We start from the raw sequence: 14,156 nt of genomic DNA on the forward strand, positions 1-14,156 counted from the left end.
TTACAATTTTAATTTCAAAGATAAAATCACCTGGCGAAGGGTTCCCGGAGTAACCATACCACGGCCGCCATACCAATAATGTTCGTTGAGCAGGTTATTGGCAGAAAGTGAAAATACATAACGGGTTTTCTCAAAACTCAGCACCGAGTTGATTACCGTATAAGGATTCGTATAAAAAGAGCCATTGATATTATTGATCATCAGATCTTTACCATAATGACTGCCGCCTATACCTAATGAAAAGCCATTTAAAGCTTTTGACTGCGGAGCGTAATTCACGTACCAGGTTCCGGAAAGTTTGGGACCGGCATCTACAGGCCTTAGCCCTTGAGTAAGTGCATCGGAAACAATAAGTTTACTGTCATTATAAGCAAAACCAGCATGCAAAAACAGTCCTTTCATCGGATTTGATTCTAAATCTGCTTCAAAACCTTTACTGCGCTGCTCGCCATCCTGCAGATAGGAAGCCGTATCATTTGGATTTTGTCTTACCGCATTGGTTAGATCAATATTATAATAGCTCAAAACGGCATCCAACAGGTTCTTTTTCAGGAAAACTTTAACTCCCGATTCCCACTGGTTTCCATAAACGGGCTGGAAATTGGTCATCTGCCCGTTTACCGACTGCGGTGCCTGCGGCTGAAAACCATTCATATAATTAGCAAATAATGCTATTCTTTCAGGGATAATCTGGTAATTGATTCCCAATTTCGGAGAAACAGCCGTTTGTGTGTAATCCCCGGTAGTTGTCGCTGTTAATAAATCCTCAGTCCCTTTGTTATTGATGTAATTGATTCGGGCACTAAGCATTACACTTAAATTCTCCAAAGGGTTGATAACGGCTGAAATATATAGGGAATAATGATCCTGAATTGCCTTATAATTCTCTCCATAGGGTTTTAAGGCCAATTGACCGGAAATGTATTCATTATTAAAATTAGCATTCTCAGGATCTGTCCCAGCAGCTGAAACTTTAGTAAAATTCATAGATTTACTGGCAATCCCATAGAGATAATGATAGTATTCAACCCCCGCAATCAGCCGGTTTTTCACACTGCCAATTTTGAAATTCCCCACAAAATCCTGCTGGATCTGCTGGCTGGTAATGTTTTCCGGATACATTCTGTACACTCTTCGGGTCACATTCTGGCTGTTATCATCTAATCTTAATCGGATGTAATCGCCCGGAGTTTTATTATTGACTGAAATTAAATTGGTTTCCGATTTCCAATTCTCTGAAAGCCTGTAAATGACTTTTCCGTAAATATTTACTGCCTTATTATTGAGTGTAAGTGAGTTGTCATTGAAAGAACGGTAATAATCCAAATGGAGTTCATCTGCTGATTTAGCAGTCCCCAAAGCCACCTGGTAAAGCGGATTGTTGGTAGCGGTTTTGTTTAAAATTTCGGCATCAAGCTGAATATTTAAATCATCGCTGATTTTATAAGAAATACTTGGAGCTAAAAAAAATGTTTTTGAAAAACCCTGGTCCCGAAAAGTATCATTGTAGTTATAAGCGCCGGTTAAACGGGCAAGAACCTTTCCATCTTTGTCAAGAGGTGTATTGATATCAAGAGTTGCACGTTGCAGATTGTAAGATCCGCCCATTACAGTAATGTCAGCAAAAGTGGTCTGTTGTGGTTTTAGGGTAACCCGATTAATTAGTCCTCCAAAAGTAATCATAGTTGCGCCGCCTCCGCCAAAAATTACAGCGCTTGGTCCTTTGATTACTTCTAACTGGGCGATGTTTGCCGGATCCATATCAGAGGCCACATAACCGTTTACGCCATTTCTGAAGCTCGATCGGGTACGAAATCCCCGGATGGAATAATAAGGTGAAATTCCTGCCCAGCTGGGCGCAACACCTGTGGCATTTTTGAGCATTTCGCCTTGAGTGAAAAAATTTCTGTTTTTAATAAGCTGCGGTGAGACCGAAGCGGTCACCTGAGGATTTTCCAGGTTCTTGAGTGGCAATTTAGAAGCCAGTTCACTGGAAACATCTTTGAACTTTCTGACTCCTTCAATAATCACCTCGTCCATTAAGGTATATTTGCCCGATATGCTGTCTTTTTTTTGCGCATAGATTTGTAGTGAAGCCGTCAAAGCTGCCGCAAAAAATAGTACTTTTTTCATTTTGTAATTTTTATATAATTGTAATTTTATTAAAGTGCAAGCAATCTTTCATTGTTATACAACAATGAAAAATTATTCCAGTAGGAATTGCAATGGAAATTATAATTTATATAAAAAGAGAAGGGGGACGGAAAGTCTCTGTTAAAACAGAAACAGGCTTATTGTCGAATCTAGCCGAAAAGCCAGCTTTGATTTCAATAGGTTCTAATAATTTGAAAGTCTTATTTGAAGTGTTTAAAATGTAAACCAACTCTGTTTTTTCTTTAAGGTTGTTCTGCATTTTCTTTTCGTTGTCGTCGTATTTCTTTAGACTTTTTTGAAGTTCACAGCGTCCGTTACAGGTATTAAAAACCATTTTTCGCTGTACGCAGATTGTTTTTACAATTTCTTGCTGCTCTAGTTTAAAAGATACATAAACAAAAACACTGCCAAATGATGGCACTAAAATAATGCAGCCAAGCAATACGATTAGATACTTTTTCAAAGTTATTGTTTTGTTTATGGAGCGCAAAAGTACTCTTTTTTGTTTTTATCTTAAATAAAGTTCTTGTTTTCTTTACCAAAAAACACCACTTTGTCTATTTATAATACTTGGGATTAAAACGGTTCTCTCATACCTGTTTTTTTTAACATAATTCAAGGTGTTAACATTAAAAAGTTAATCTAATAAAGAACAATTGCATAACCATAATAATGCGACCGTCAAGACATAATTGAAGATCAATTGTCGTGGCAATGTCACGACAATCTTACCCAATAAATAGGTTGTTTTTTTCATTTTACATCAATCCTTAACAGGATAACTAAACCAAATTTGTAAAGCCACTGAATTTCCCGCTCTCGTTTTTTCAAATATAACTGTTGCTTCACTAAAGCAAAAAATTGGTTTGTTTCCGAATTGTCTTTTTAACTTTTTAGCCCCGATAGCAGTGGAAATCCTTTTTCGGCGGGGTTCGGCGCAAAAGATTGGAACGTATAGCGGGAAGAGCTCCTAAAAATTCTTCAGTATAACCCCACGAAAATTGGCATTTTGAAAGTGATATCCTTTATTTCTGCTTTTGGGCCAGTTACGTAAAAAATAAATTACCTTTATCCGGCATTACCACTTTCTAAGAAATCAAAATTTATTTAAGCTTTAAATCCAATCCTATGAGCCAAGAAGAATTATTGGTATTAATCCGCAAAAAAGATGAAAGGGCTTTCACCCATCTCTATGATATGTATTCAAAAAGCTTGTTTTCGGTCATAAATGTTCTGGTAAAAAACCGCGAAGAAGCCGAAGATGTCCTGCAGGAAGTCTTTGTAAAAATCTGGAAAAACATCGATTCTTATAACGAAAGTAAGGGCCGATTTTATACCTGGATCCTTAATATTGCTCGAAATACTTCGATTGATAAGCTTCGCTCGAAAAATTTTAATAACACCCAAAAAAACCTTTCCTCGGATAATTTCGTAAATCTGTTAGATGACAGTAATAAATTAGCTAATAAACTAGATGCAATCGGAATTCAGGAATTTGTCAAAAAACTGAAACCAAAATGTATCGAGATTATTGATCTGCTATTCTTTAAGGGATATACCCAGCAGGAAGCTTCAGAAGAATTAGCTATACCTTTGGGAACTGTAAAGACACAAAACAGAAACTGTATCAACGATTTAAGAAATTATTTAAAGATATAATGGAAGATAAGCAATATATTGAATCAGGCATTTTAGAACTTTACGTTTACGGCCTGCTGACAGAAAAAGAGAACCTGGAAATTGCCGAACTGGCCAGAAAAAACCCTGAGATTGAAAGTGAAATCATTTCTATAGAAAAAGCTGTTTCAGCCTTATCATCAAGCTTCTCACCTTTCCATTCGGCTGCCAATTTCGAGAAAATAAAAGCGCGTTTAGAGCTTAAACATACTAAAGTTGTCGATATAAAACCAGCATCAAACCTGCCGCAATACTTCGGCTGGGCGGCTGCAGTATTATTATTGCTAGGTTTTGGATATCAGACTTTAGAACTGGCAAAATCCAAACAGGCAGTCTCTGAGGCTGGAGGCAAAAAAAATAAAATTGAAAGAGAATATGCTATTTTAGACCAGCAGAATAAACAGACTGAGAAAAATCTGAGCATTGTGAGAGACATTAAAAATACAAGCGTTACTCTGGGCGGACAATCAGTATCTCCGGCATCATTTGCAAAAGTGTATTGGAACAGAGAAACAAAAACGACTTATATCGACGCGGCAGGTCTGCCAAACCCTCCAAAAGGAATGGTTTACCAGGTTTGGTCTTTAAAACTAAGTCCGGTGCTTACCCCGACAAGTATTGGTCTGCTGGATAATTTTGAAGAAAACTCTCAAAAAATCTTCGCTGTAAGCCAAACCGATTCAGCTGAAGCTTTTGGCATCACGCTGGAACCTGCAGGGGGAAGCCTCACACCTACAATGGAACAGCTTTATACTTTAGGAAAAGTCTAATTCCATAAAAAGACCTAAATAAAAAGCGCATATTGATCCTGTTCAATATGCGCTTTTTGGGATTCAATACTGCACTCTGGCGGAACTTTACACAACCCCCTTAGCCATAGTAAAAAAGCTAAAATCATCTTCCAAATTCACTTTAAAAATAAGATAAACTGAAGCGCAGGCTAAGTTAAAAGCCAACAGGATTCGAACACCAAAAATGGAATAGCCCCATACTCCTTTTATTTAGATTTCTATTTAATTGAAATAATGAAAATCCATTATAAATGGTTAACTATTTATAATTTATTGAATTTTCCGCTCTCACTCTCCGATTATCAATTATTGCTCAGCTGAGACAAAAAATTAGTTTTCTCCTGAAGCGTTTGGTGCGACGGCCCGCCTCTTTTATAACATGAATCAATGATGTGAAGTAATTTATAGTAGAAAAGCTAATTATAAAATTAATTAATAATTATGTAATTATCACCAAATCAATTAGTCTAACTTTACAAAATGAGGAATTGATTACTCCCATGCAGAATTAAGTAAACATTTTTTGGAAGATTATGTTTATGGACAAGCCCGTCGCAGCGTGCACCGCAGCTGACGGGTTCTATTTTTGTATCACTTGCTTCAGAACTTTGCTGTAAGTTTGAAACTGAAGCTGATTAAGCATTTATGACAGATTGATTTTGTATTTTTCTTCTATTGGCGAAGAAGCCTTATTCGGTGCAAGCTGTCCTATCTGGAATACTTTTTCAATAAATTCAATGCTTTGATCCACTGAAGTGTTTTCATTTTTTAAATGGCTGGCAAAATGGTTTGTTAATTTTTGAATAATTCTTGAACTGATTAAATCCATCTGTGCATCATCAAAATGGGTTGTTTTCTTTTTTTGAAAAGCAAATTCTGCTGATACAATATCATTTAGCTTGGATTTTAAGGCATGAATAGTCGGAGCACATTTTCGGCCGTTCACCCAGGTATTCAGTTCTAATTTCAGATCATCAATAATGGCTTCTGCAGCAGGAATATGCTGTTTTCTCTTTTCCAGCGTGTCATCCGTAATTTGAGACAGATCATCCAGATGTATTAAAGTTACACCGGGGATTTCTTCTACATTGGCATCTACATTGCGCGGGATGGATAAATCCAGAATCAATAAGGGTTTCTGTAAAGCAAGCGATGTTTTGTCAATAGTGGGATTTTGTGCTCCTGTAGCTACAACCAGCACATCGGCCTGCTGCAGTTCCTGTTTTAAATCAGCATAATCTTTTACAATAACATTCAGCTTGCCAGCCAGTAATTCGGCTTTGTTTTTTGTTCTGTTTATAAGGGCAATATGGCTGTTTTTAGTATGTTTTACTAAGTTTTCGCACGTATTTCTTCCTATTTTCCCCGTTCCGAACAGCAAAATATTTTTGTTTCCAATATCCGCCACATTTCGGATAATATACTGCACTGATGCAAAAGAAACCGATGTTGCACCAGAAGAAATTTTCGTCTCCGTTTTAACTTTTTTGCTCGCCTGAATAACTGTATTTACCAGCCGGTCCAGAAATGTATTGACCAAACCTTCCCGTTTACTATTGTTAAAGGCGGTTTTAATCTGGCTGATGATTTCAAAATCACCCAGAATCTGACTGTCTAAACCTGTTCCTACCCGGAACATATGGCTGACAGCTTCTTCATTCTTATATATATAAGCAGCCTGCCGAAATTCTTCTACAGAGCCATTGCTGTTCTCGCAAAGCAGTTTGATGAGTTGATAAGGATGATGGGCAAATCCATAAATTTCAGTTCTGTTACAAGTAGAAGTAACAATCAATGATTCTATACCTTCTGCTTTGGCCTGCATCAATAAATCAGATTGTGCTTTAGTATCTAAACTAAATTTTCCTCTTATAACTGCATCTGCTTTCTTATAGCTTAACCCTAATGCGTAAAAAGTGGTAGATCTGGACATATTAAAATTTTCCATATTTATGCTTTCCTTAAAAAGTTCAAAAAATTATTACTAAGTAATTTATATAACAAGGCTATAAGAACTTACTATATCGCTTTACAATACATCGATTCAAATTGGCGATTTTATATAATTTCCTGCCATTATACATGATATTAGACTTTCAAAATATTTATATACTGATTCTAAAATATTGCTAAGAGTCCAGCACTTCAAATAGTATTGAAATATAAAACGCTGCCTTTTTCAGGCAGCGTTTTGAGAAGAAAATTATTTTTGAACTATAGGAGTTCTCAATGATTCCAAAACAGCAACAATATCCGTATAAAGCTCTGTATTTGAAGCAACTCCATTTGCATTAGCGGCTGCCCCTACATAACCTTCGAATTTTGTATAATCTGCACTGCTTGATTTTGTTCCCATACGAGGATTTTTCGCAGGATCATGCGCTGCAACCATATTCAAACCAGAATATGTATTTACAGCATTGGTACCTCCGGTATTAAATGAAAAGAAATCAGTCAGATTATCTGATAATTTAGCAATATTAGTAGACTGGGTAGTTCCGGTTTCTGCCAATAAAGGTGCAAAATGTGCCTGCAAATTACCTGCCGCATTGGATTGAATATCAGCAACAATTAATCCAATAGTTGAATTTACGACTTTACGGAAACTCAAACGACCCTGTTCAATCATCTGCCCTGAATTATCCGGATCGGAAACCATTTTAGTTCCGCCTAATCGTTCGTAGATAGAAGCCTTAACCGGTGCTGGGGTTTCGTCGTCATTACTGCTGCAGGAAATCATAGCTGCCGATGCAGCAATTAGTACACTAAGTGTAAGTTTTGAATAAACTTTCATAAATTTAAAGTATTAAAGGGTTAATTAAAAAAACGATTTATCTTTTGAGACAGTTTATAGCTCAAACTATTTTGATTCATTGGGCAGACTTCTTTGTCTGCTAAATTTGCCGGTAAAATATAGCGCTGCGCATCGTAACGTCCTTTAGCCATCAACTCGTTGAAAACTTTCTCCGAGTTTGTAATTTTATTATTGTGGAAATACACCACAACATTTCTTTTAACGATGATAGAGTCTGATGTCAGGCCTTTTATGCTTCTAAGGTCGGCACAAATTTTTCTGGCCTGCAGAGAATCAATATCTGATTTAAAATCGATTCTGCTTACTTGGAGATTTGGGGTGTCATAAACGGGCGGTTTGGCCGTTATAATGTGAAAAAGCAAAATCGCGGCAAACAGTACAAATATGCCGCTCAGAATTAAAAGTCCTTTTTTAATTATTTTATTAGTCTTCATAATTTTTTTATGGTTTTAAAATTATCTACGTGTACTTTAGAGCTGCGGTTTTAGAAATAATAGAAAATCGATTAATTTAGAATCATTTTAAATACAGAAATTACCTAATAATTTAATTATAAAGTAGATACTAAAAAACCCTGGCAAGATTAAATCCAAAAAATATATCTCCTTTTGTCCAGTCGCCAGTGGTTCTTCCTAGATATCCAGCCTCATCAATTGCCTGTGAACTGGTAAAATGCATCTGGAAAACATGTCCGCCGGTTTCCAGATCAAAACCAATAGACAGCGGATTTTTATAAAGTGAATTTGGCGCTCTGTTTAAATGCGCCGCATAATCCATATTTAAGGACCAGCGCTTAGCGAATTTATATCTTCCTCCAAATCCTATGGCATATTGGGAATTGCTTTGGTCTACATCATCAACAAAGTTTTGATGAAAGAATGACGGCACAATTTCTAAAGACAGCTTTTCAGAAAATTTTCTGGAAATCAGCAGCTGCGCAACATAAGTCAGCCTGTCTTTAAATTGAAGTTTCGGATACAGACTTTCTTTTAATGTGTTATTAATAGATAAACTATTAAAACCAGCAATAGTAACAGGAAAGCCGTCTTTTATTTGAGGAAACAGCATATATTTTGTTGCAAAGTCATAAGCAAATTCACTTCTGGCGGCACTTACGTTGAGTCCATTTGTTAGACCGTAAATAAATTTAATCTGCGTATTGGCATTATCCAGTCCATAGAAACCTTCAAAGCCATCTTTAATAGAGCCGAATCGGTGTGCAACAACAAAATACAAATCGCCTTTTGCTGCCAATTTTGTAGATTCGAGATTAACGATTTTTAAGGCTTTGAATGCAGATGTCACTTTTTCTTTTGCAGAAGGCGTTTCTACCCCGGACAATAAATCGGTTTGGGAGAAGGTTAACAGCGGAAATAAAAAAAATAATAGGATAAAGTTTTTCATGAGGTTAGTTTTAAATTGTTATTTGTATTAGTGTACAACTGAAGATTGGTCTATTTTAAATTCCTGGAGCAGTTCGTCATATCCTAAAAAACGCCCTTTAATTTTTAGGGTTTTCCCGGATATAATATTTTGCGGCAAACGGTTTTTGAATGTCACAAATACTTTTTCGCTCATAACAATTCCATTGCCGGCTTTATCAATACTTGTTACCCGTGCAGATAGTTCAATTGTTTTGTCCTGATATTTGATGTAAGCCAGACTGTCGTTTGAAGTAAACTCTCTTTCTAGTTCGTTAACGGTTACAACATAATCGGCAGTTTCTGATTCTATATTTCTATGCCCTTTGTAGATGTAGAGGTACGCTGAAATTCCGATTATTATAAAAAGGAAAATTGTAATTAGTATTTTTTTTCTCATAACTGGTTTTTAGTATTTCAAATTATCTACGTTAAAAAATACCTATTGGATTTAAATCATTAAATATGCCTCCTTCGAAATCTGGATTATTCATTTCATCGTATATGATTTTGAAATGCCTGGTAATTCTTAAAGTCATGCATTTATTTATAACTAAAAACCAATCTTATGAATCTAAAAACCCTTCTGGCCATCTCATCATTAGCTTCAATTTTTGTAAGCTGTGCCAATGACGACCCAAGCACCCTAAGCGACACTGCACCAATTAATGGTTTGGCAACATACAACCAAAATGTAAAATCTATTATTGATAATAACTGTGTTGTATGCCATGCAGCAGTTCCTAAAAATGGCGCGCCAATGTCTTTAGTTACTTATGAACAGGTGAAAAATGCAGTTTTAAACCGAGGACTCCTTACACGAATTTCTTTAGAAAATGGAGATAGTTCCTTAATGCCGCAAGGTGGACCAAGATTGCCTCAAGCTACTATCGACATTATAAAAAAATGGAATCAGGATGGATTATTAGAAAAATAATCTATAACAGCAACATGAAGAAAATCATAATAATGCCAATGCTATTGGCTTCTTTTATTGTTTTTTCACAGGAAAAAATAGTAACTAAATCTGCAACAATAACTCTGGAAGCTTCAGTACCTTCTTTTCAGCCGGTTGCAGGAACTAACAGCAATGTAACTTTTGTTTTGAATCCCGCAACTGGAGAAGTGGCAAGTCTGGCTTTAATGAAAGGATTCCAGTTTGAAATGGCATTAATGGAAGAACATTTTAATGAAAATTACATGGAAACCGATAAATATCCAAAAGCTATTTTTAGAGGGCAAATAGAAGGATTCGACATTAAAAATCTAACTGAAGATTATAAAGATTACACGATAAAAGGAAAATTAGAAATGCATGGAAAATCCAAGGATATAAGTGCCGATGCAAAAATTACAAGATCGGGTTCCAGAGTCACCTTTATATCTGATTTTGAAGTAAATGCAAGTGATTTTAACATTCCGATTCCAGCGCTTATTAAATATAAACTGGATAATAAAGTCAAAATTCAAATTATTGCAGTTTTAAAATAAGAGCTGCACAAAATAGATAATGATCTAAAAAAAATAAAGGCGAAATAAATGAAAAAAACAATACTTATTGCAATGCTGAGTGTTTACGCTATTGGCGTATCACAAGAAAAAATGGTCAGTAAATCGGCAAAAGTCATTTTTGAAGCTTCCGTTCCTTCTTTTGAAGAAGTTAAGGCAGTAAATCGGAATGTTACTTTTGTTTTGAATCCAGCAACAGGAGAGATTGCAAGTTTAGCCCTGATGAAAGGTTTCCAGTTTAAGGCTGCCTTAATGGAAGAACACTTCAATGAAAATTATATTGAAAGTGACCAATATCCAAAAGCCGTATTTAAAGGAAAGATAGAAGGATTTGATCTTCAAAGCCTAAGCGCAGATGCTAAGGATTTTATCATTAAAGGCAAATTACAACTCCACGGTAAATCCAGGGATATAAATACTGCTGCAAAGATAAGCAGATCACCATCAGGGGTCAGCATTTCATGTAATTTCAGCGTAAATGCCAGTGATTTTAATATTGAAATCCCAAATTTGGTTAAAAGCAAGCTTTCCAATAAAATAAATATCCAGTTTGCCGCAGTTTTAGAAGCCAATAGACAATAACCAGCTGGAAACTATCTCGAAAAGTCAATAATTTTTTATATCAAAAAAATGGAGGAAGAAATACAAATTGAGGACGGCCTTACCCTTATCCGTTTCCAGAACGACAGCTCAGAATCTTTTTCTGCACAGCACGAAATAGGTGCCGGCCTGATACAGTTTCATTTCGCACTAAAAGGTAATGCATTTTTTTTGTCCAGTCAGGATCATTGCACATTAGAATTGAAAGAGGAAAAATCACTGATTTTGTGCAATCTGCAACATCAGTCATTGCTTAAGTTAGAACTTTCTCCAAATTCATGGATGATTTCTGTTATTGTTTCGATTAATAAATTTCACTCGTTATTTTCCGTTCAAGCAGATTATATTTCTATTTTAAGCCCCGATAAGAAGAAAAAAAAGTATTATGCCGAAGCGTACATCAGTCCTGCTATGGCTGTTGTTTTGAGCCAGCTGTTTCATTACAGCCTTCATCCTTCCCTAAAGAACCTTTATTATAAAGGAAAAGCATATGAATTATTGAGTCTGTATTTCAATAAAATGGAAGATCCAAACGCAGTGCAATGTCCATTTTTGACTGATGAAGATAACGTGCTGAAAATCAAAAAAGCCAGAGAAATACTTATCGCCAATATGGCCGAACCGCCAGGACTGCAGCAGCTGGCAGATGAAATTGGGCTGAATATGAAAAAATTAAAAACAGGCTTCAAACAAATTTATGGTGATACGGTATACGGTTTTCTGTTTGACTACAAAATGGATTTCGCCTTAAAACTATTGGACAGCGGTTCTTACAATGTAAATGAAGTCGGGCTGAAAATAGGATACAGCACCGGAAGCCACTTTATTGCGGGATTCAAGAAAAAATTTTCCACAACCCCAAAAAGATATATAATGTCCATTAATACCAATCATAAAAACAGTTTCGCTTTTATAGATTAAGGCATAAATAAAAATATATTTGATTAATTTTAAGAAGCAACAAGTAATGAGTTTGAGGAAAATTAAAACAAAAACGATAATGAAAGGCGTATTATTAGTAAATTTGGGATCTCCCGAAAGTCCGGCACCAAAAGATGTTAAACCGTATTTAGATGAATTTTTAATGGATAAATACGTGATCGATGTTCCGTATTTATTGAGAGTTTTATTGGTTCGCGGCATTATTTTAAGAAAAAGGCCAGAAGAATCTGCGCACGCTTATGCGAAAATCTGGTGGGAAGAAGGTTCTCCATTAGTTGTTCTTTCAGAAAGAATGCAGAAAAAAGTACAGACTTTAGTAAATGTACCGGTTGAACTTGCAATGCGTTACGGAAGCATGACAATCGAGAAAGGACTCCAGCAATTGCATGATAAAGGCGTTACTGAAGTACTGCTTTTTCCGCTGTATCCGCAATATGCAATGGCTTCGACTTTGACTATTTTGGTAAAGGCCGAAGAAATCCGCAAGAAGAAATTCCCGCACATTACATTTACTGATGTTCCGGCATTTTATAACAAACCGGATTACATCAAGAATTTGGCAGATTCAATTCAAAAACATTTAGTTGGTTTTGAATATGATCATTTGTTGTTTTCTTATCACGGAATTCCAGAGCGTCACATTCGCAAAACCGACGTTACAAAATCACATTGTAAAATTGACGGTTCTTGTTGCAGTGCGCCATCTCCGGCACACGATTTCTGTTATCGTCACCAATGTTACGAAACAACAAGGCAAGTTGTAAAATTATTAGGGCTTCCCGAAGATAAATACAGTCTGACATTTCAATCGCGTTTGGCGGGAGATAAATGGTTAGAGCCTTATACTGATATTGAAATTGACAAAATGCCGGCAAAAGGAATTAAAAATCTGGCTGTTGTAACACCTGCTTTCGTTTCGGATTGTTTAGAAACGCTCGAAGAAATCGCCATGCGCGCCAAAGAAGATTTTGAGAAAAATGGAGGGGAAAATTTCCTGGCTATTCCCTGTTTGAATGACGACCAGAAGTGGTGCCAGACTGTTAGCAACTGGATTAATGAGTGGGCTGAATAATGCTAAAATAACAATAGGGAATATTGGAGCTTTCATTATTAATATATCAATTCGCCTCTTGTATTCATTTTAATTTATTTTTTTACCTCTTTTAAAACCAAAAAGAATATTAAAGCGTAAATGACTTTATAACTTAAAAAAAGTAATTATGAAAACTAGAAAATTTTTAGCAGCAGCAATCCTGGCATTAGGATTTGGATTGACATCATTTGCACAAAAAACAGTAATGGTTGGTGGAGCAGCTATGTATCCTAATAAAAATATTATAGAAAATGCGGTAAACTCAAAGGATCATACCACCTTGGTAGCAGCAGTAAAAGCAGCAGGATTAGTTGAAACTTTACAAGGTAAAGGGCCATTTACTGTTTTTGCACCAACAAATGAAGCATTTAGTAAATTGCCCGCTGGAACTGTTGAAACATTATTGAAACCTGAGAATATTAAATCATTACAAACTATATTGACATATCATGTAGTGGCTGGTAGAATGAATAGTTCTGATATTGCAAAAGCAATAAAAGCTGGTAAAGGAAAAGCTTCTTTAAAAACAGTTAGCGGCGGAACTCTAACTACCTGGATGGATGGAAAAGATTTGTACATTAGTGACGAAAGTGGCAATAAAGCTAAAGTTACAATTTCAGATGTAAATCAATCTAATGGTGTCATACATGTAGTGGACGCAGTACTGCTTCCAAAAATGTAGTTTGCTGAGAATAAATTACAATTAAGCCCTGAAATTTCAGGGCTTTTTATATAATTACTATGCGACAAAATAGTAATAGTCAATTGTATTAGAGATTTTGATTACCATTTTATTGCCAGCTCAAAACTTTAAATATAAGGAATTGATATCTTTTTTTTACAAAAGATTAAGGCTGTCTCTTTTTATTTTTGGTAAAATAATACATAAAACTAAATATATTTTTGCTTCAATCCCCAACAGGACATCTAAACCAAAACTATAAAGCCAATGAAAGACAAACATTACATGTAGTAAGCCAATTTCTTCAAATCATCTAAAAATGATGTTGTAATTTGTCCCATCGAGGTCACTCAGCCAGATGGCGCCAATTGAAGACAATTGGCGCCATTTTTTCATTTACACTAATAAATACGGTGGCTTTGAGTCATTTTTGCTTTTATTTTCTTTCTCTAAAATAATAGAAAAATTGCTT

Annotated in this window: 15 protein-coding genes; 8 read left to right on the top strand and 7 right to left on the bottom strand. The window is 35.7% G+C overall.

What is annotated here, in order from left to right; genetic code table 11:
• Positions 1-2,040: a TonB-dependent siderophore receptor gene (locus ACFO3N_RS22165; RefSeq protein WP_379801016.1), complete on the bottom strand. Its 2,040-nt coding sequence runs from the start codon at positions 2,038-2,040 to the stop codon at positions 1-3.
• A gap of 199 nt (positions 2,041-2,239) precedes the next feature.
• Positions 2,240-2,617 carry a hypothetical protein gene (locus tag ACFO3N_RS22170; RefSeq protein WP_236673041.1) on the bottom strand — a complete coding sequence of 126 codons (378 nt, stop codon included), beginning with the start codon at positions 2,615-2,617 and terminating at the stop codon, positions 2,240-2,242.
• Between the two features lie 665 nt (positions 2,618-3,282).
• Between ACFO3N_RS22170 and ACFO3N_RS22175 the strand changes: the two genes are divergently transcribed.
• Both ACFO3N_RS22175 and ACFO3N_RS22180 read left to right on the top strand, forming a co-directional pair.
• The gene (locus ACFO3N_RS22175) at positions 3,283-3,813 is read left to right on the top strand and encodes an RNA polymerase sigma factor (RefSeq protein ID WP_379801017.1); all 531 of its coding nucleotides are present in this window, start codon (positions 3,283-3,285) and stop codon (positions 3,811-3,813) included.
• Positions 3,813-4,601 carry an anti-sigma factor gene (locus tag ACFO3N_RS22180; RefSeq protein ID WP_379801018.1) on the top strand — a complete coding sequence of 263 codons (789 nt, stop codon included), beginning with the start codon at positions 3,813-3,815 and terminating at the stop codon, positions 4,599-4,601. The genes ACFO3N_RS22175 and ACFO3N_RS22180 overlap by 1 nt, the downstream gene beginning before the upstream one ends.
• A 664-nt stretch (positions 4,602-5,265) precedes the next feature.
• On the opposite strand, the gene hemA is transcribed toward ACFO3N_RS22180, so the two are convergent.
• The 5 genes from hemA to ACFO3N_RS22205 form a co-directional block, all read right to left on the bottom strand.
• Complete coding sequence (hemA, locus tag ACFO3N_RS22185) at positions 5,266-6,570, bottom strand: glutamyl-tRNA reductase (RefSeq protein WP_379801019.1); 1,305 nt, start codon at positions 6,568-6,570, stop codon at positions 5,266-5,268.
• Positions 6,571-6,825: 255 nt separating this feature from the next.
• Complete coding sequence (locus ACFO3N_RS22190; RefSeq protein ID WP_281865497.1) at positions 6,826-7,416, bottom strand: globin family protein; 591 nt, start codon at positions 7,414-7,416, stop codon at positions 6,826-6,828.
• A gap of 20 nt (positions 7,417-7,436) precedes the next feature.
• Positions 7,437-7,871 (bottom strand): hypothetical protein, encoded by a 435-nt coding sequence (locus ACFO3N_RS22195; RefSeq protein ID WP_109193293.1) that lies wholly within the window; start codon positions 7,869-7,871, stop codon positions 7,437-7,439.
• A 130-nt stretch (positions 7,872-8,001) separates the two neighbouring features.
• Complete coding sequence (locus ACFO3N_RS22200) at positions 8,002-8,841, bottom strand: DUF5777 family beta-barrel protein (RefSeq protein ID WP_281865496.1); 840 nt, start codon at positions 8,839-8,841, stop codon at positions 8,002-8,004.
• 27 nt (positions 8,842-8,868) lie between these two features.
• Positions 8,869-9,258 carry an OB-fold protein gene (locus ACFO3N_RS22205; protein ID WP_202002382.1) on the bottom strand — a complete coding sequence of 130 codons (390 nt, stop codon included), beginning with the start codon at positions 9,256-9,258 and terminating at the stop codon, positions 8,869-8,871.
• A 168-nt stretch (positions 9,259-9,426) separates the two neighbouring features.
• Between ACFO3N_RS22205 and ACFO3N_RS22210 the strand changes: the two genes are divergently transcribed.
• The 6 genes from ACFO3N_RS22210 (at position 9,427) to ACFO3N_RS22235 (ending at position 13,684) form a co-directional block, all read left to right on the top strand.
• Entirely contained in the window at positions 9,427-9,795 is a 369-nt protein-coding gene (locus ACFO3N_RS22210; protein ID WP_202002379.1) for a hypothetical protein, read from the top strand.
• A 14-nt stretch (positions 9,796-9,809) separates the two neighbouring features.
• Entirely contained in the window at positions 9,810-10,349 is a 540-nt protein-coding gene (locus tag ACFO3N_RS22215; RefSeq protein WP_281865493.1) for a YceI family protein, read from the top strand.
• A 48-nt stretch (positions 10,350-10,397) separates the two neighbouring features.
• Positions 10,398-10,949, top strand: a complete 552-nt coding sequence (locus ACFO3N_RS22220; protein WP_289877074.1) for a YceI family protein — start codon at positions 10,398-10,400, stop codon at positions 10,947-10,949.
• A gap of 48 nt (positions 10,950-10,997) precedes the next feature.
• Positions 10,998-11,888: a helix-turn-helix transcriptional regulator gene (locus ACFO3N_RS22225; protein WP_379801021.1), complete on the top strand. Its 891-nt coding sequence runs from the start codon at positions 10,998-11,000 to the stop codon at positions 11,886-11,888.
• 79 nt (positions 11,889-11,967) lie between these two features.
• Positions 11,968-12,981 carry a ferrochelatase gene (hemH, locus tag ACFO3N_RS22230; protein WP_109193287.1) on the top strand — a complete coding sequence of 338 codons (1,014 nt, stop codon included), beginning with the start codon at positions 11,968-11,970 and terminating at the stop codon, positions 12,979-12,981.
• Positions 12,982-13,129: 148 nt separating this feature from the next.
• On the top strand, positions 13,130-13,684 hold the full coding sequence (locus ACFO3N_RS22235; protein ID WP_289660343.1) for a fasciclin domain-containing protein: 555 nt from the start codon (positions 13,130-13,132) through the stop codon (positions 13,682-13,684).
• Positions 13,685-14,156 lie beyond the last annotated feature (472 nt).

The organism is Flavobacterium chungangensis (assembly GCF_042654045.1).
Classification (GTDB): Bacteria; Bacteroidota; Bacteroidia; order Flavobacteriales; family Flavobacteriaceae; genus Flavobacterium; species Flavobacterium chungangensis.